15 protein-coding genes are annotated in these 17,498 nt (G+C 56.6%); 8 read left to right on the top strand and 7 right to left on the bottom strand.

All coding sequences use genetic code 11. The annotated features are described in order from the left end of the window. Window positions 1–488 (bottom strand): nitrilase-related carbon-nitrogen hydrolase (locus BIS10_RS11570; RefSeq protein WP_301282032.1); only part of this gene is annotated, 488 nt, incomplete at its 3' end. Between the two features lie 612 nt (window positions 489–1,100). Between BIS10_RS11570 and BIS10_RS11575 the strand changes: the two genes are divergently transcribed. Next, window positions 1,101–2,618: an NCS1 family nucleobase:cation symporter-1 gene (locus tag BIS10_RS11575; RefSeq protein ID WP_058578183.1), complete on the top strand. Its 1,518-nt coding sequence runs from the start codon at window positions 1,101–1,103 to the stop codon at window positions 2,616–2,618. Window positions 2,619–2,679: 61 nt separating this feature from the next. Here the strand turns inward: BIS10_RS11575 and BIS10_RS11580 are convergent, their stop codons facing one another. Further along, window positions 2,680–3,585 carry a LysR family transcriptional regulator gene (locus tag BIS10_RS11580; RefSeq protein ID WP_253505421.1) on the bottom strand — a complete coding sequence of 302 codons (906 nt, stop codon included), beginning with the start codon at window positions 3,583–3,585 and terminating at the stop codon, window positions 2,680–2,682. A 191-nt stretch (window positions 3,586–3,776) separates the two neighbouring features. Here BIS10_RS11580 and BIS10_RS11585 point away from each other — a divergent pair, with 191 nt between their 5' ends. Further along, window positions 3,777–6,827, top strand: coding sequence for an EAL domain-containing protein (locus BIS10_RS11585; protein WP_253505422.1), 3,051 nt, complete (start codon window positions 3,777–3,779; stop codon window positions 6,825–6,827). Here the strand turns inward: BIS10_RS11585 and BIS10_RS11590 are convergent. Genes BIS10_RS11590 through BIS10_RS11610 form a run of 5 tightly spaced genes read right to left on the bottom strand, consistent with a single transcriptional unit; the run spans window position 6,807 to window position 11,552 of the window. Beyond that, window positions 6,807–7,835: a GTP-binding protein gene (locus tag BIS10_RS11590; RefSeq protein WP_101148124.1), complete on the bottom strand. Its 1,029-nt coding sequence runs from the start codon at window positions 7,833–7,835 to the stop codon at window positions 6,807–6,809. The two genes, BIS10_RS11585 and BIS10_RS11590, sit on opposite strands and share 21 nt — an antisense overlap. Before the next feature lie 3 nt (window positions 7,836–7,838). After that, window positions 7,839–8,831 carry a GTP 3',8-cyclase MoaA gene (gene moaA / locus BIS10_RS11595; RefSeq protein WP_062372802.1) on the bottom strand — a complete coding sequence of 331 codons (993 nt, stop codon included), beginning with the start codon at window positions 8,829–8,831 and terminating at the stop codon, window positions 7,839–7,841. Then, window positions 8,828–10,081, bottom strand: coding sequence for a gephyrin-like molybdotransferase Glp (gene glp / locus BIS10_RS11600; protein ID WP_253505423.1), 1,254 nt, complete (start codon window positions 10,079–10,081; stop codon window positions 8,828–8,830). Before glp ends, moaA begins: the two co-directional genes overlap by 4 nt. Further along, window positions 10,078–10,698, bottom strand: a complete 621-nt coding sequence (mobA, locus tag BIS10_RS11605) for a molybdenum cofactor guanylyltransferase MobA (RefSeq protein ID WP_253505425.1) — start codon at window positions 10,696–10,698, stop codon at window positions 10,078–10,080. The genes glp and mobA overlap by 4 nt, the downstream gene beginning before the upstream one ends. Further along, window positions 10,695–11,552, bottom strand: a complete 858-nt coding sequence (locus tag BIS10_RS11610; RefSeq protein WP_058578150.1) for a formate dehydrogenase accessory sulfurtransferase FdhD — start codon at window positions 11,550–11,552, stop codon at window positions 10,695–10,697. Before BIS10_RS11610 ends, mobA begins: the two co-directional genes overlap by 4 nt. A gap of 151 nt (window positions 11,553–11,703) precedes the next feature. Here BIS10_RS11610 and BIS10_RS11615 point away from each other — a divergent pair, with 151 nt between their 5' ends. The 6 genes from BIS10_RS11615 to BIS10_RS11640 form a co-directional block, all read left to right on the top strand. Continuing rightward, on the top strand, window positions 11,704–12,144 hold the full coding sequence (locus BIS10_RS11615) for a DUF3305 domain-containing protein (RefSeq protein ID WP_253505426.1): 441 nt from the start codon (window positions 11,704–11,706) through the stop codon (window positions 12,142–12,144). Continuing rightward, window positions 12,141–12,755: a DUF3306 domain-containing protein gene (locus tag BIS10_RS11620; RefSeq protein ID WP_253505429.1), complete on the top strand. Its 615-nt coding sequence runs from the start codon at window positions 12,141–12,143 to the stop codon at window positions 12,753–12,755. Before BIS10_RS11615 ends, BIS10_RS11620 begins: the two co-directional genes overlap by 4 nt. 197 nt (window positions 12,756–12,952) lie before the next feature. Beyond that, a complete protein-coding gene (locus tag BIS10_RS11625; RefSeq protein WP_253505431.1) occupies window positions 12,953–14,665 on the top strand; it encodes a 4Fe-4S dicluster domain-containing protein in 1,713 nt (570 codons plus the stop codon). Window positions 14,666–14,669: 4 nt separating this feature from the next. Next, window positions 14,670–15,323, top strand: coding sequence for a molecular chaperone (locus tag BIS10_RS11630; protein ID WP_083025001.1), 654 nt, complete (start codon window positions 14,670–14,672; stop codon window positions 15,321–15,323). Window positions 15,324–15,401: 78 nt separating this feature from the next. After that, complete coding sequence (locus BIS10_RS11635; protein ID WP_052509959.1) at window positions 15,402–15,605, top strand: twin-arginine translocation signal domain-containing protein; 204 nt, start codon at window positions 15,402–15,404, stop codon at window positions 15,603–15,605. Window positions 15,606–15,629: 24 nt separating this feature from the next. After that, the coding region (locus BIS10_RS11640) for a molybdopterin-dependent oxidoreductase (RefSeq protein WP_253505433.1) at window positions 15,630–17,498 on the top strand (1,869 nt) is incomplete at its 3' end.

The raw sequence follows: 17,498 nt of genomic DNA on the forward strand, positions 1-17,498 counted from the left end.
TAGCAGATATACACGCCGATCTTGCCGTAGGCGGTATCGAACACCGGCCAGTTGGATTGGCCCGGCTTAAAGAAGAATTTTTCCCAAAAGCCAGCCACTTGGGGAATGTGTGTTTTGTGGTATTTGCCCAGATAGCTACCGTCAGCGTCGAACACCGCTGCCGTGTTGTAGTAAACGCCGGTCTCGGTTTCTTCATAGATAGGGACGATGATCACCATACGGTGTTCGGCGGCGAGCTTCTGCATCATCTGGCAGGTGGGGCCTTCCGGCACCCGCTCGGCAGCGGCGTACCATTTGCTGTCCTGGCTGGGGCAAAAGTAGGGTTGATTAAACACTTCCTGGAAGCACAGCACCTGCACGCCTTGTTCAGCGGCTTGTTTTATCAGCGGCAGATGCGCTTCGTTCATCGCGTCTCGAATGGCGGCGGGTTCCAGGTCGGTACTGGTTTTTAGGCCCATTTGAATCAGGCCGATTTTCATCTTCTGCATACAAAGCCCTCTCGTGTCATACGCGCTCACCAGACTGGCTAGCGCATCACGGCAAGTTAAAAACACTAATCGCTAATATTTATGAGTGTGATGACAGTCACTTGGCGTGTGGTGACACCGGCGTTAAAGCCGAGTGTTTATTGTTATGTTGAAAGTTGTCATGTTTGACAGCTTTTTGAACATAGTCCTTTATGCCGTCTCTTTTCAAGGATTTTTTATCTACCGTTGAGTATGATATTAAGTTGTTGATTTTATATGTTTTTGTTTTTTAAAGAGCCTTTTTTTACTGATTTGGTGAATACGTGCACATGTTTGGTGATTTTTTTATATTTTTATAAATCAATAGCTTGTGAAGTTTCTTCGTGGTTTTAAATGATTTTTTTGTATCTTTTTGGTGCGTTATTTTTTTAACCAGCTAAGGTTTTTAGTGGTCTTACGTCGCGTTCAAAAACACAATAAAAATTGAGAGTGCGGTGACTGCATATCTGTCGATCAAGTCAGCTTTTTGTTCAATAAGTTAACGATCCTGTCTTCAGTTTAGGCATGCTTATTGCTGCGACAAAAGCTGAACCCGTACAGGCGGTCGGCAATGTCGCTGCTGAGGAGAATAAAATGACTGGCTCAAGAACCCAGATGGTAGACAGAGAGGGGTTGATTGAACTTAATGTTGGTGAGGACGTGCGCAATAGTCCCCGCTTCAATAAAGATATTGCACCTACCCAGGCAAGTGAGCGTACCTGGAGTAAGTGGAATATCGCGGCACTATGGGTGGGGATGTCGATCTGCGTGCCCACGTATACGCTGGGTGGGGTGCTAACCGCCTACTTCGGCTTGAGCGTGGGGGAGGCGCTCTTTGCCATCCTGCTGGCCAACGTCATCGTACTGATTCCACTGACGCTGAATGCCTTTCCCGGCACTAAGTTCGGGATTCCTTTTCCGGTGGTATTGCGCTCATCCTTCGGTATTTTGGGCTCGAATGTGCCGTGCCTAGTACGCGCGCTGGTGGGCTGCGGCTGGTTCGGTATTCAAACCATGTTTGGTGGTTTAGCTATCCATTTGCTGTTGTCGGAGCTAATTCCTGCCTGGGCTGCTTTGGGTGGCGTGGGGGAGGTGATTGGCTTTTTTGTTTTCGGCGCGATGAACCTGTATGTGGTCATTCGCGGAGCGGAGTCGATTAAGTGGCTGGAAACGTTGGCTGCACCGCTGCTGTTGGCCGTAGGCGTTGGCCTGATGATGTGGGCGTGGCCGCATATGTCGATGACCGAGCTGCTGGCTCAACCGCCATCGCGCCCTGAGGGGGCTTCCGTTTATGGTTATTTCTTTGCCGGTTTGACCGCCATGGTGGGTTTTTGGGCGACTCTCTCACTAAATATTCCTGACTTCAGCCGCTTTGCCAAAAGCCAAAAAGATCAAATTGCAGGCCAAATTATTGGTCTACCGCTGACGATGTTCTTCTTTGCTGCCCTTGGAGTTGTACTAACCGCTGCGTCTGAATCGCTAGTAGGGCAAACTGTTGCAGACCCGGTGAGGTTAATCGGTTATATCGACAGCCCCTTCTGGGTCATTATGGCGATGTTATTGATCATTATTGCCACTATTTCGACCAACACCGCTTCTAATATCGTCTCACCTACCAATGATTTTCAGAACATAGCGCCAAAAGTGATCAACCAGACGCGTGGCGTGCTGATAACCGGTGCGGTGGGAGTGCTGCTGATGGGCTATGACCTGTTACAAAAGGCAGGCATCATTCCTCCTGGAGTGTCTCTTGAACAAATGTACTCCAACTGGCTGCTGGGTTACTCCAGTCTGTTAGGCCCCATTGCGGGCATTATGGCGGTGGACTACTTCCTGATTAAAAAGCAGCGCCTGGATGTGCCCAGCCTGTACCTGGATAGTCACGCCTATCCCGCGGTCAACATGGCCGGTTTTATCGCTTTCGGGGTTCCTGTCGTACTGACCTTACTGTCACTGTTAACCGGCACGATGAACTGGTTCTATGACTACGGCTGGTTCACTGGCTCCGCGCTGGGGGCGATTGTTTACTACGTCGCAAGCCAGGTATTGGCGTCATCTCCAAAGGCGGGGCCTGCGCCAGTGATGGCCAGCGAGGTGACAGAGCAATCCTGATCGGCTGTCGATGATAGTGGCTGTATGACAAAGCTCGGCAATTAGCCGAGCTTTGTCAGGCTTAGTCTCCCCCACTGATAAACCCCAAAAACGCATCCACCACGCGATTGGGGCGGCGGTCATGGCGGGTAATCAGTACAAACGGGATGCGGTAGTGCTGAGTAGCGGTGTGAAGCGCGCGCATCTTGCCTGCTGCCACCCACTGCTCGGCGACATGTTCGGGTAGAAAGCCCATAAAGCGCCCGGTCAAAATCAGAAAGGCGGCCCCTTCTCGGTCCGAGGCAGAAGCCTGTAGGTTGAGTGCTTCGTGGGCTTGGCGTGCAGCATCAGGTAGTGGGTAGCGCGGGCGAATCGCCGGGTGGCTGGCGATTTGTGCAAGGCTCAATGCCTCATCGGGCACGCTGAACAGTGGATGTTCGGCGGAGCAGTATAAGTAAGAGGGTTCGTCGTACAGCAGTCGTGTTTCTAAACTGGTGGGCAAATTCACCGCAGGCACCACCCCCACATGCAGGTGACCATCCATCACGCCGCGAATCACCGCGTCCGATGGCTCCATATGAATATGGACCGTTACCTCGTGATGAGGGGCGGTGAGTGCTGCCAGCGCATGGGTCACATCCATGGCGGGTAGCGTGACGAGGTTATCGGTAATACCGATATTCAATTCGCCTTTGATAGTGTGATGCAGCGCGTTAACGTCGCTTTTAAAGGTCTCCAGCGCCGTAAGCAGTGTTAGCCCTGCCTGATAAATCTCTTTCCCCTCTTCTGTTAGGCTGAATCCGCCGCGTCCTCGCTGACAGAGGGAAAACCCCAGCCGTCCCTCCAGGTCGTTCATATGCTGGCTAATGGCCGAGCGACTAATCCCCAAGGTGGTTTCCGCAGCGGTAAAACCGCCGCACTCAACGACCGTCTTAAAAATGCGGATCAGGCGTATTTCGTAGTCGCTCATTTGGCCTAGTGATGCCATAGCTGCCTCTTGATCAGGAAAAGGGGGCTTTTTTGCTGCATTGGGTTAGACAAAAAATTGATATACATCAAAAAAGCGAAGCGCCACTATCTAGCATTGCGACCATGAAGTCGCTGTGGTGTATCTTTCACTGTTATTTTTTACACTGTATCAGGTGCGCTTGCGCGACACTTGAATAAGGCCAATATTTGATGCGCTCCTCTCGCAGTGATGAGTTAGCCCACAAAACTCAAGCAGTGCCGATGTATCGCCGACAGCAGCGGCAAGCCATCGTCATATTTGCGTTGGCTCTGTGCGTCATGTTGCTGCTATTCGGTTGGTTATTGGAAGGGCAGTACCAGCAAGAGATACGCTCGGCTGAGTCTCGAGCCATTTCGCGTTCGAATGTAGTGGCCGAGTGGGCAAAGGGTATGCTGGGGCAGAGTGGGCAGGCACTTTTTACCTTGGCGGAGCGAGTGGAGAGTGTCGGAGGGACGGGCCTCAATAATACGGCGAGCATACAGTATGCTTTAGAAAGTTTGGCTGGCTATATGCCACTAATTGATGAGCTTGGCGTTCTCAATGCCCAAGGGCGTGTCTGGGTAAGTAGTAGCAATAACCGGCATGCGGGTCTTGATATTAGTGAGACTGATTTTTTTCGCTCTTTCCAGCAAGGCAAGCAGCAAGAGCTGGTCACGCCGCTTTACTGGTCATCACAGAACCAGCAGTTCTACCTCTATCACGCTCGGCGGTTGAATGATGCAAGTGGTAATTTTAACGGCTTGGTGGTTGCTCGGCTGGTGCCGCAGACCCTGATCGAAGCGCTGCAGCAAATGCGCGTCTATGACGGCGAAAGCATGGCCTTAATAGACGCCAACCTCAAGTTAATTGCCCGCCATCCCATGCCCACAAACGGCGCTACCGTGGGCAGGCAAATTGAAGATTCTGCTACGCAACAGTGGCTCAAGACGCAAGAAGCGTCACAAACATTTACCGCGCTTTCATCCATTGATGGGCGGGAGCGCCTGTTCCATTTGCAGCGAGTCAGTCACTACCCGGTACTGGTGGCGGTGGGCGTGGATGTGCAGCGGTTATTAGCAGGTTGGCGCCAACGAACACTGGTGTTAACGGGCGTTATGGCGATCATTGCGCTGTTGGGAGCGTGGGGAGTGCGCCACTATTTGAACCGCCTCGCACTCTCTTATCAGTTGCAGACCCGTGAGATGCGGATGGATGCGCTGATTAACTCCCTACAAGACCTGATTTTTGTATTTGATGGTGAGGGTCGGTTTCGCTTTATCCATGCCATCGAAAAGGACAAGCTACTCTTGGGTAGCCAGCAAGCGCTAGGATTGCACTATCAGCAGGTGTTGCCCCCCGCGTTGGCAAACACCTTTGACGCCATCTTTCATCAAGTTCAGCAAACCCGTCAGGTGGCGACGTTTGAATACCCGCTGATGCTAGGCCAACAGCAACGTTACTTTCATGCCACTGTTAGCCCCTTGGCAAGCAAAACAAAATACTTTGAAGGAGTGCTTTCTGTGACCCGCGATATTACCGACGCGAAGCAAGCCGAGGTTGAACTGCAAATCGCCGCTGCTGCATTCCAGGCGCATTTAGGCATTATGGTGACCGATGCGCGGGGCAATATCCTGAAGGTTAATGATACTTTTAAGCGTATTACCGGTTACAGCGATGAGGAGATGATTGGCAAAAACCCGCGTATGTTTAGTTCCGGCCACCATAACGCTGCGTTTTATCGTCGGCTGTGGCGTAGCGTTATGGCAACGGGTAACTGGGAAGGGGAGATCTGGAATCAGCGCAAAAACGGCGAGCTGTTTCCTGAGTGGCTGACCATTAGCGCTGTGTATGGCCACGGCGGTGAATTGACCCACTACGTGGCGACCATGAGCGATATTAGTGAGCGTAAAGCGGCCGAGCAGGAGATCCACCAGCTTGCCTTTTATGACCCGTTAACCGGCTTTGCTAACCGTCGACTGTTTATTGATCGTATTGGTACAGCGTTAAAAGAGCTTAACCGCCATCAGCGCTGCGGCGCGTTAATCCTGATCGATATTGATAACTTTAATCATGTTAACGATACCCTAGGCCACCATGCGGGCGACCAGCTGTTGCAAAGTATTGCCCGGCGCTTTGGGCGAATGCTGCGAGATACCGACACCTTGGCAAGGTTGGGAAGCGACGAGTTTGCGGTGCTGATTGAAGGGATTGATGGTAGCCCACGGCAAACTCAGCAACTGGCTGAACATATCGCGTATAAGCTGCTGGCGGCGCTGGATGAGCCGATCAGCGTGGGGGAAGAGAGTGCGTTAGTCACCGCTAGCGTAGGTATTACGATCATCGCAGATAGCCAGCGCAGCGCAGACGACTATCTTCAACAGGGAGATATGGCACTTTCTCAAGCGAAAGCCAGCGGCCGACGAGCAGTGCGCTTTTTTGACCCTTCCATGCAGGCAAAACTGCTAGCTAAGGTAAAACTAGAGTCGGAGCTTCGCCAAGCGCTTGAGCATCAGCAATGGCGGCTGCATTACCAACCTCAGGTTGATCGTCTGGGTAGATTAATAGGCGTTGAAGCCCTACTGCGCTGGCAGCACCCTGAGCGTGGGTTAGTCTCGCCGGGCGAGTTTATACCGCTGCTAGAGAGCACAGGGCTGATTAATGATGTCGGGGAGTGGGTGCTGGAAGAGGCTTGCCAGCAGTTAGCCCAGTGGGCAGGTTCGCCGCTGCTGAATAGGCTCACGATTTCGGTGAACATCAGCCCATTACAATTCCGCGAGAACAACTTTCTGCAGCGGGTCGAGCAGGTATTTCAGCGCACTCAAGCGCCGCTAGAGCAGCTGAAATTAGAAGTCACTGAAACGCTGTTTGTAGAGGCGCGTGACGATGCACGCGATAAAATGCTCAGTCTAAAAGCCTTGGGCGTTCGTTTCTCGCTGGACGACTTCGGCACCGGCTACTCGTCGCTGGCTTACTTGGCCCAACTGCCGTTGGACCAGCTGAAAATTGACCAATCCTTTGTGCAGCAAGTGCTAGAGAGCAAAGCAAACGCGGCGATTGTGGAAAGTACCATTGCCCTGGCGAAGAGCTTAAACCTGGATGTGATTGCCGAGGGGGTGGAAGTGGAAGCACAGCAGGCGTGGCTGATGGCCCATGGCTGTCACGCCTTTCAGGGCTATCTGTTCGGACGGCCGGTGTCCGTTAATGACATTGAAGCAGCCGTGCTAGCTCAGTCCTACGCTTGAGGCATGCAGCTTGATGAGTAACGCCGCGATCAGCGCGGCGTGCTCAAAGCTCTCGGGGGTAATCACCTCAAGCCGCGAGTCTTGCCGCCAAGCGCTGCTGGCAACGCTTAGGGCACCATCCGCGCGGTTGAACCGTTTCCAGCCGTCAGCGGTGTGGAATACTCCCTTTACCCGCGCCGTAGTGGGCAGCTCGCTAAAACAATAGGCGAGATGATCAAGGTCGAATCGCTCGGTAGGGTGCCAGCGCAGGCCCGTACTGGTGTAACCCAGGGCAGTGGCGGTTTGCTGTTGGGGCTGGCCAGGAGGGGGCGGAAAATCGAAAAAAGCGCCCTCTAGGCTAGGGCTGGCTGCCAGAGCCTGATGCTCGGCAGGCATCGCAGGCTGATCTTGTTGGCGCGCCTGGCCGCTGTCCAAGATGAGCGAAACCGGCAGTACCCCTTCCTCAACGGTGTACACCCATTTACGGGCCGGCCATAGCGTGCTGATAAACTGCTGCGCTTGTTGGTGCTGGGCGTTGCTTGCCTGCTCGCCCATGGTGATAGCGATGGCGTCGGCCATATTTAGCTGATCCTGAAACGTGTCGTGCTCGCGCACGCGGGCTTCATCCAATCGGCGTGGGTCAAGCGTGGCGATGATATCCTGCACCGCCACCACGTCTTGAAACGCCTCGCCGCGCAGCAGGTCCAGCAACCCTGCCGGGTGGCCAAGGCCAGAGGGCTCAATAATCACTCGGTCGGGCTTGCTGCGCGCCAATAAATTGACCAGCGCCGCCTGAAGCACGAACGCTAGCTGGCAGCATAGGCAGCCGCCGGGCAAGCCTTTCACCACCACATCATCGCGCGCATCAAACATCGCCTGATCAATGCCGATCTGGCCAAATTCGTTGACCAGAATGGCCCATTTCTCACCCACAGGCTTTTGTTCAATCAGGCTGTGGATAAGCGTGGTTTTGCCGCTACCTAAAAAGCCGGTGACGATGTGAACGGGAACGCGTGAAGCGGCTGCCAACGGTTAACCTCCGGTCATGTTCATAAAGCGCACCACCTGCACGTCGCCATCGGTGGTGAAGTGGTGGCGTTCGGGCTTAAGCGGTAGGGCGTTAATAATGGCGGTTTTGAGCGCCTGCATATCGCCAGGATGGCGGCGCAATACGGCGCGCAGGTCTACCGAGTGCTCATTACCCAGGCAGAGCAGCAGGCGGCCTTCCACGGTGACCCGTACGCGGTTGCAGCTATCGCAGAAGTTATGGCTATGGGGCGAGATAAAGCCCACCCGGCTGTCGCTGTCGGCCATTTTGAAGTAGCGCGACGGCCCCGGTGTGCTCTCCGTAGTGGGTGTCAGCGGGTAGCGTGTTTCGATCAACGCCTGAACGTCGTCGCTGGAGTAGAAGGTCTCTGCCCGGGAGTGGTCCGACACATCGCCCAGCGGCATCTCCTCGATAAAGCTAATATCGAGGCCTTCCTGACGGGCAAAGGTCACCAAGTCGAGCACTTCGTCTTCGTTGCGCCCCTTCAAGATCACCGCGTTCAGCTTGATGCGCTTGAAGCCCGCCTCTTTGGCGGCGTGGATACCGTCGATCACTTTGGCTAAGTCGCCGGTGCGCGTCAGCTGCTTAAAGCGCTCGGGGTCGAGGGAGTCCAGGCTAATGTTGAGCCTACGTAGGCCACCGTCATACAGCCGCTTGGCGTGCTTGCGCAGGCTGGCGCCGTTGGTGGTCATGGTGAAATCGTCCAGCCCCGGTAGGGCGCCAATCTCGTCCACCAGTTGCTCAATCCCTTTGCGCACTAGCGGTTCGCCGCCGGTCAGGCGGATCTTCTCGACGCCAAGCTCGGTGAAGGCGCGCGCCACCATGGCGAGCTCTTCCAGCGTGAGCACCTGCGCACGGGGAAGAAATGTCATCTCCTCGCTCATGCAGTACACGCAGCGGAAGTCGCAGCGGTCGGTCACCGAAATGCGCACGTAGCGCACTCGGCGGCCAAAATCGTCAATCAGTTGTTCGGTCATTGCCAGCTCGTTATCGGTTGAATGCAGACCGCCTCGCCTGGCTGTGCGTCTGCCTGGTCATCGCCAAGTTCAATCAAACAGTTGGCCATCACCATGGAAGTCAAAATACCCGAGCCCTGGGCACCTGTGCTGCGCACATGTAGCACGCCCTGCTCATCACAAGTATAAATGCCACGCAGAAAGTCGGTGCGCTTCAGGCGGCTTTTTAGCGGTGTTTGGGCAATCGCTGTGAGTCGTAAGGGCGGAGAAGGCAGCTGCCCCTGCAGCCGTTGCAAAAGCGGCACCACAAACTGGCTGAAAGTAACCATCACCGCCACCGGATTACCGGGTAGCCCCACAAACGGCGTGCGGGAGTCGCTCAGTTGGCCGCAGGCCATCGGGCGGCCAGGACGTAGCGCCACCCGCCAAAAGGCCAGCCGTCCGAGCTTTTCCAGCGCAGCGCGGGTGTAGTCCGCGTGGCCCACGGACACGCCGCCGCTGGTAATCACAAGGTCACACTGCGCCGCTGCTTCCGCAAGCGCTTGCTCAATAGCGCGCGGGTCGTCGGGCAGAATACCTAAATCCACCACTTCGGCCCCTTGCTCGCTAAGCATGCCGATCAGGGTGAAGCGATTGGTGTCGTAAATTCCGGCGCTTGGGAGCGGCTCTCCCGGCGGCGTGACTTCGTTGCCAGTGGAGAAGATCGCTACCTTTGGACGCTGATAGACGTCGATGGTGGCATGGCCTAATGAAGCAATCAGCCCCATGCTGGCAGCATCCAGCCGTGTGCCCGCCGTCAATGCAACGGCCCCTTTGGCAATATCTTCCCCGGCTTGGCGTACATGCTGCCCAAAACTGACCCGCTCTGGCGCATCGATGGTGACGCTGTCGTCAACCTCAATGAGCTGCTCACGCATAATCACCGTATCGGTGCCGCTGGGCAGCGGCGCGCCGGTGGTGATGCGTACGCACTGGCCAGAGGGCACCTCACCCTCAAACGCTTGCCCGGCGAAGGCATCACCTACAATCTGAATATGTGTGGTGTAGGGTGGCTCTTTGGGCCAGGACAAGGCAACGCCATCCATCGCCGCATTGGTATTCTGTGGCACGTTAATAGGCGCAGTGATATCAGTCGCCAGCCTGCGTCCGTAGGCGCTGCCTATTGCCACCTGTTCTACCGCTACCGATTTCTCAACCAGCGTCATCAGCGCATCGCGGGCGTCATCGACGCTGAGCATCTGCTCGCCCAGTTCAAAACACGACAGGCTCATGGCGTCTCCTGGGAAGGCGTTGTCAGTGCCAGCTCCAAGCGGGCTTTCTCCTCTTCGGTATTGAGGTTGGCGAACGCTTCAGGGCAGTCCGACATATCCACCCGGCACCATGCGTGGCGCGCGTACCAGCGATCGATTTTACGCTCGCCTTCGGCCAGGGTGGCCGCTAAATCGTCAGCCAGCGACGTACGCAGCAGCGCGACGACGGGGTGCAGGCGCTCGCCATCGAACGCCACGGCGATATCGTGCTCGACACCCGCCTGGGTAATACCTGCGACCATGCGCGCCACCAAATCGTGGGGCAGCGCAGGGGAGTCGCAGGGTGCGACCAGCAGCCACGGCGTTTGAGCCGCAAGCAGGCCGCTGTAAATACCCATCAGCGGGCCTTTGAAGCCGCCTTCGGCATCTTCAATCACACGGTCGGCAAACAGCGCATACGCATCGCTATTGCGGTTGGCGTTAATCATCAACTCATGCACGTGGCCATCGAAGCGCTTAACGGTGTGCGCTACCAGCGGCAAGCCTGCAAAGGGCTCCAGGCCCTTATCTCGCCCGCCCATACGGCGGCCTTCACCGCCCGCGAGAATCATGCCAGTCAGTTCGTGCTTGGCGATCATACGCCTGCCTCCTTGGACGAGCGCGCACTCGGCGGCTTGGGGGGAATCGCGTCCAGCGTCAAGCGGCCAGCGGCGTTAATGGCTTGGAAGCCTTTCCCCTTCGCACGGGCAATCAGCATCACGCCGAAACGCTCGGCCAGCTCTACGCCTTTCTGTGTCACGCCTGAACGCGATACCAGTACGCTAATGCCCATTTGCGCGACTTTCAGCACCATTTCAGACGTTAAACGGCCGGTGGTGTAAAAAATATCGGCGCTACGGCTATCGGCTTGGTTAAGCCACTGGCGACCCGCCAGTGTGTCCACGGCGTTGTGGCGGCCCACATCTTCGACGAAATCCAGCACCTGAGCTTGGTGGCACAGCGCGCAGCCGTGTACCGCGCCCGCGCTGCGGTAGGTGTCGTTATAGGTGTTCAAATTGGTCAACAGTTGATAGAGCGTCGATTGGGCCAGCGGTGTCTCAGGCAGCGCTGTGAGAGAAGTTTGCTCCAACAGTTTACCAAACACCGTGCCCTGACCGCAGCCCGTCGTGACGGTGCGCGTGCTAAGGCGTGCTTCCAAATCATCAGGCAGGTGGCGGGTAACGATCACCGCAGCCTCGACGTCCCAGTCAACCTGAACCGCGGTTAAGTCCTCGGCGCTTCTTAATAGCCCCTGGTTGCGCAGGTAGCCTACCACTAGTGCCTCGGGGTCATCGCCCAGCGTCATCAGGGTGACAATTTCACGCTTGTTAAGATACACCGTAAGCGCACGCTCGGCGGCAATGGCCTGCGGGCGAGTGTCGCCGTAGGCATCCATGACATCAATGGTGGTCGTGGCCGGTAAGCGGGCTCGGCTTAACTGAAGGGCGGGCATCCGCAATCCTCACTGATACCAAAACGCTGTGTGGCTGACGCAAACACGGCGCACAAGATCATAATAGTTGAGTAAAATAGTCTGAGTTGACGATGATGGCGCTCAAAAGGCTTACTTGTCTACCCGTTCAAGGTCTAAGGTGGTGAAACCCATGAGTGATAGTTTACGCGCATTAAGCGTTACCTTAGTCGCCGAGCCCAAGCAGGTGCGCAGTTTCACGCTGACCCAGTGGCGCATTGCCGAGCTAGTGCCGGGGGACGAAGGGGAGTGCGTACTCAACCTGCAGCTCTATATGACCGAGCGAGCGGCCTACCGATTTAACCTCACCGCGCCGACGCCGCGCCTGTTTGTGCGTGCCGGTTTCACCGGGCAAACCCCGAAGCCCGATGCGATCACCGCCAGCCAGGATGTGGCCGCAGGCTGGCTAGATGGCGAGCAGCAAGTGCTAGAAGCTGCGATGCCGATGGCGATTCAGGTGTGGATAGAGCACTATCTCGCGCGCCACGGTGAAGCGCCGGTGGAAACCCGCAAGAAAAAACGCAAAGGGGCCGGGCGCGGTAAAGAGACCCCGACCAAGGAGCAGCCACAGTGAGCCGTTTGGAGCGCTGGTCGCGTAAAAAGCGCGGCATTGAACATGAGAGTGATGACAGGCCGCCAGCGGAACCGATAGAGCCTCAGTTAGAGGTAGAGGCGCACGCGCCTGAGTCTGACGGTATAGATGCCTCCCCCCCTGCGGTAGACAAGCAAGAGGCCGCAGCTCCGCCCCTGCCGGGCAGCCTGGACCACACGTTGCCCGACCCAGACACCCTGCCTGCCGGCAGTGACTTCAGCGCCTTTATGGTGCCTGGCGTCAGTGCTGCGCTGCGCCGCCGTGCCCTGCGTAGGCTCTGGGCCACCGGTAACTACAATGTGCGCGATGGTTTGGATGATTACGACGCCGACTACACTCAACAGTTAAAGCCCATGGCCAGCGAGCTAGCGGGCAAGCTGCGGCGTTGGGCCAATAAGGCGGAAGAGACCTTAGAGAAGCTGGAAGATTCGGCACAAAAAGACGCTGAACACAGCGAAAAAGTAGCGGCTGAGAGCCCGCCTGAGCAGGTGAGCGCTTGCACAAGTGATGACAGTTTTGTACAAAGTGCCTCACTAGACGACCAGTCTGATTATCCTGATCACGCTCCAGGAGAGCGAAAAAAAGACAGTTAGCTTTTTGAATCAGTGGGTTATGGTAAGTATGGCGGGCTTGCGTTGACAGCGGTACGACCAAAGGAAGTGGCAAAAAAGCTGTTTGCGCCATACTCTGATACAAGAAGCTATGTCGTTATAACGCCGAAAGTCATCCATGAGATGACAAAACATAATCTCTAATTATAACAAAAACGACCTCTTGACCGTGAGAATGCATGAACCAACGAATCCAACTGGCGTCGATTGACGACCAGCGCAACGTCGCCGCTCGTGAAGCGGTGCGTCGGCGTATCTCATGGCCGGTGAATTTAACGCCTGCCAACGTGACCTACCACAGCCGCGGTCATGTGCTGTTGCTCGGTAGTGCGCCGTCAGTGACTCAAGCGGCACGAGTGCTTCAGGGGCGGGGATTAGCGTCCCTCACGATGCTGACCACGGATGAGGCCGTTGATCTTCCCGTCGCCAGCGAGCCGCTGATCGCTCAAGTGCTGAGTGCGCATCAACAGTCACAGCTTAACATCGCGGGGCATTTGGGTGGTTTTCGTGCCACCCTGAGCCAAGACGATGGCGACTCTCTCAATCTTGCCCAAGCGCTGATTGAGCGGGACGTATTTGACGTAGTGCTGGACCTTTCGGAGGGAGCACTTAACGTCGCTTCTTGGGAACTGCCCCCGCCGGGCTACCTGCGCCTCGCGTGGGAGCGCCAGGAAGCTGAGCGTGCCGACGTGTTAGAGAGCGTGACGGAGCTGGTCGGTGAGTTCGATAAACCGCGCTATTTCCAGGTCAATACCGATCTTTGCGCCCACTCTTCCAGTGGTAACGTCGGTTGCACTCGCTGCCTCGACGTCTGCCCGGCGGATGCGATTTCTAGCATCCAAGGCCGCATTGAGTCGCGCATTGAGATTGATCCTTTCCTTTGCCAAGGCGTAGGCAGTTGCACCAGTGCGTGCCCTACGGGTGCCATCGAGTTTCGCCTGCCGGAAACCCGCCGCCAGCAGGAGACGCTGGCCAACTGGCTAACCGCCTATCGGGAAGCCGGTGGTGAGGTGCCGGTGCTACGCTTTATTACCCATGACTCGCTGGAAGCTGAGCGTGCTGCAGGCATTACCACGCCGGGTCACATCATTGATGCCCCCTTGGAAGAGCTGGGCGCGGCGGGCCACGACCAGTGGCTGACGGCGCTCGCCAGCGGCGCTTCTGAAGTGCGCATTCAGCTTCACGACGGCATGCCGCCCCGGCTCAGCGCATTCTTAGAGCATCAAATCACTCAGGCTCATAGTCTGCTGGACGCGCTAGGCCACGACGCCGCGCGTATTAAGCTACTGCCGGTAGATGCCGAGGGCGAGCGAGATGCGCTGCCCAGCCTAACACCGCTCACCGAGTCGCCATTGAGCTTTAATGAGCCTAATAAGCGTGCTCGCCTGAACGTGGTGCTGGCGCGGTTGGCTGAACTGGGGGCGCCCAGCGGTGAGCGCCACACCATGCCTCAAGGGGCGGCTTACGGCGGCATTAATGTCGATAGTGCTGCCTGTACGCTCTGCCACGCCTGTGTCAGCAATTGCCCAACGCCTGCGCTTAAATCGGGTGGGAATACCCCCGCGCTCAGCTTCCTGGAAGCCGATTGTGTACAGTGCGGGCTCTGCGAACAGGCCTGCCCTGAAGACGCCATCACGCTGGAGCCAGGCTTCCTCGCGGCACCTGCGCGCGAAACGCGGCATATTTGCCACGAAGAGGCGGCTTTCGAATGTATTAGCTGCGGCAAGCCGTTTGCCACCGCCAGCACCGTTGCCACCATTAAAGCCAAGCTGGCCAATCACCCTTACTTTGCCGGTGATGCCATGACGCGCTTAGAAATGTGTGAAGACTGCCGGGTGAAAGACGTGTGGAAAACCATGGCTCGTGACCCTGAAGCGCAACTAAAGGTGTAAAGCAATGAGCGATGCAATGCCGACGCTAAGTGAAACCGATGCGCTGCGAATGGATATCTACCAGCTGTTCGCTAGCCTGCTGCGTCAGGCCCCCGACAGCGAGCTACTGGCGTGGTTGGAAAGTCTCGATATTGAGCAAGATGGCAGCCGCATTGCCGAATGCTGGGCCGCGCTGTCAAAAGCGGCAAGCCAAAGCGATGTGGACAGCCTGAAGCGTGCGCATTTCCGCCACTTAGTAGGCGTCATTCAAGGCGACGTTGTGCCCTATGCATCCTGGTATCGCAACGGCGAGCTGATGGAAGCCGCGCTGGTCGCGCTGCGCCAAGATCTCCGTGCGCTAGGCTTTGAGCGCAGCGAGCATACCCGGGACCCAGAAGACCACCTGGCGGCGATGTGCGAAGTGATGGCCATGCTCATCGCCGCGCAAAGTAGTGAACAGTTCACCTTTTTCCAACAGCACCTTGCCCCTTGGGCCAGCCGCTGTTGGGATGACCTTGCAAAAGTAGACACCGCTTTCTATTCAGCGCTGGGGCAGTTGGGTAGTGCTTTTATGGAGAGCGAACAGGCACGTTTGAGCGATCAAGCGGCCTATCAACCGGTGCGCATAGTGGAGCCTGCTTCCTATGACGCCGGTGCAGCGCGCAAAGCCACACCGTGACGTGACCGTGCGCAGCGGTAAGCGAACAACAGGGCCTACGGGCCACGCATAAAAAAGGGCATGAAAGAGGAGAACCCCATGCACCAGTCACATAACCCTGAGCGCCGCCGGTTTATGAAAACCGTTGGTTTAGGCACCGCCGCTGCGGGCGCAGCCGTTGCGGTAGGCCACGTCACGCTGGCACAGGCAGATGATAAAAGCCCGGTTGAGCGCGACAAGCAGGCGGTGAACTACCGCGAGACCGACCATATTCGTGCTTATTACGCCTCGCTGCGTGACTGACGGCGAACTGCCAGGAGATTTGCCATGCGTCTAACTCGCAAAACGAACACCCCCGCTACCACTGGGTTGGGTATTTCCCGTCGTCAGTTCCTAAAGCGCACGGGTGTGGCCACCGGTGGGGTGGCTGCGGCAGGCTTTATGGGCGCGCCGATGATGCAGCGCACTGAAGCGGCTGATAAAACGCCGGTGCTCGATTCCCCGGTAGAAACGAAGCGCACCATCTGCTCCCACTGCTCGGTAGGCTGCGGTGTGTATGCCGAGGTTCAAGAGGGCATCTGGACCAAGCAAGAGCCCGCCTTCGACCACCCAATCAACCGCGGCGCTCACTGCGCCAAAGGGGCATCGCTACGCCAGCACGGCCACTCCACTCGCCGCCTGAAGTACCCGATGAAACTGGTCGCCGGTGAATGGCAGCGTATGGACTGGGATACCGCCGTCAACGAAATTGGTGACAAGCTGATTGAGCTGCGCGACGCCCACGGCCCCGACAGCGTTTACTGGCTGGGTTCAGCAAAATTCAGTAACGAGCAGGCGTACCTGATGCGCAAGCTCGCCTCTATGTGGGGCACCAATAATACCGACCACCAGGCGCGTATTTGTCACTCCACCACCGTGGCAGGGGTTGCGAATACCTGGGGTTACGGAGCGATGACCAACTCGCTCAACGATATGCATAACAGTAAGGCGATCCTCTTCATTGGTTCTAACCCCAGTGAAGCGCACCCGGTCGCTATGCAGCACATTCTGATTGCGAAAGAGCGCAACAACTGCGACATCATCGTAGCTGACCCGCGCTTTACCCGCACCGCTGCGAAAGCCAACAAGTATGTGCGTCTGCGCCCTGGCTCCGACGTTGCTTATATCTGGGGCCTGCTGTGGCACATCTTTGAAAACGGCTGGGAAGATAGCGAGTACATTAATCAACGTGTTTACGGCATGGACGACGTGCGGGCAGAAGTCGCTCAGTTCCCGCCCAGCGTTGTAGAAGATATTACTGGCGTACCAGAAGCGGAAATGTTCGATGTGGCCAAGCGCCTTGCCGACAACCGCCCTGGCTGCGTAGTGTGGTGTATGGGCGGTACCCAGCACACCACCGGTAATAACAACACCCGCGCCTACTGCATTCTGGAGCTGGCGCTGGGTAATATCGGTAAATCGGGTGGCGGTGCCAACATCCTGCGTGGCCACGATAACGTACAGGGTGCCACCGACTTAGGTCTGGGCTGTGACTCCCTGCCGGGCTACTACGGCTTAGCAGAAGGCGCTTGGCAGCACTGGGCCAAAGTGTGGGACGTAGACTACGAGTGGCTGAAAGGCCGCTTCGACGACACCGAGTACGCCGACGGCAAGCCCATGTACTCCAGCGGTATTACTGTATCGCGTTGGGTAGATGGCGTGCTGGAAGAGGACGAAAACATCTCCCAGCGCACCGCGCTGAAAGCGATGTTCTACTGGGGTCACGCGGTCAACTCGCAAACCCGCGGCGTTGAAATGCAGAAGGCGATGCAGAAGCTGGAGATGATGGTCATCGTTGACCCTTATCCCACCGTTGCAGCCGTTATGCATGACCGCACCGACGGCGTTTACCTGCTGCCCGCTGCCACGCAGTTTGAAACCACCGGTAGTGTGACTGCCACCAACCGCTCGATTCAGTGGCGCGATCAGGTCATTGAGCCGCTGTTTGAATCGAAGCCTGACCACGAAATCATGTACCTGTTTGCCAATAAGCTCGGCTTTGGCAACGAGTTCGTGAAAAACTTCGCGATGGATGGCAACCGTCCGGTCATTGAAGACGTACTGCGTGAAATCAACAGCGGAATGTGGACCGTTGGCTACACCGGCCAAAGCCCGGAGCGCCTGAAAGAGCACCAGCAAAACTGGCATACCTTCAGC

Origin of the sequence: Halomonas sp. 707B3 (assembly GCF_024158645.1) — a bacterium.
GTDB classification, from domain to species: Bacteria; Pseudomonadota; Gammaproteobacteria; order Pseudomonadales; family Halomonadaceae; genus Vreelandella; species Vreelandella lionensis.

Bases quoted from the DNA above. Each gene is read 5' to 3' on its own strand.
- BIS10_RS11625 (WP_253505431.1), top strand. From the start codon at position 12,953: ATGAACCAACGAATCCAACTGGCGTCGATTGACGACCAGCGCAACGTC.
- BIS10_RS11635 (WP_052509959.1), top strand. From the start codon at position 15,402: ATGCACCAGTCACATAACCCTGAGCGCCGCCGGTTTATGAAAACCGTT.
- BIS10_RS11630 (WP_083025001.1), top strand. From the start codon at position 14,670: ATGAGCGATGCAATGCCGACGCTAAGTGAAACCGATGCGCTGCGAATG.
- BIS10_RS11615 (WP_253505426.1), top strand. From the start codon at position 11,704: ATGAGTGATAGTTTACGCGCATTAAGCGTTACCTTAGTCGCCGAGCCC.
- BIS10_RS11585 (WP_253505422.1), top strand. From the start codon at position 3,777: ATGCGCTCCTCTCGCAGTGATGAGTTAGCCCACAAAACTCAAGCAGTG.
- moaA (WP_062372802.1), bottom strand. From the start codon at position 8,831: ATGACCGAACAACTGATTGACGATTTTGGCCGCCGAGTGCGCTACGTG.
- BIS10_RS11610 (WP_058578150.1), bottom strand. From the start codon at position 11,552: ATGCCCGCCCTTCAGTTAAGCCGAGCCCGCTTACCGGCCACGACCACC.
- mobA (WP_253505425.1), bottom strand. From the start codon at position 10,698: ATGATCGCCAAGCACGAACTGACTGGCATGATTCTCGCGGGCGGTGAA.
- BIS10_RS11580 (WP_253505421.1), bottom strand. From the start codon at position 3,585: ATGGCATCACTAGGCCAAATGAGCGACTACGAAATACGCCTGATCCGC.
- BIS10_RS11575 (WP_058578183.1), top strand. From the start codon at position 1,101: ATGACTGGCTCAAGAACCCAGATGGTAGACAGAGAGGGGTTGATTGAA.
- glp (WP_253505423.1), bottom strand. From the start codon at position 10,081: ATGAGCCTGTCGTGTTTTGAACTGGGCGAGCAGATGCTCAGCGTCGAT.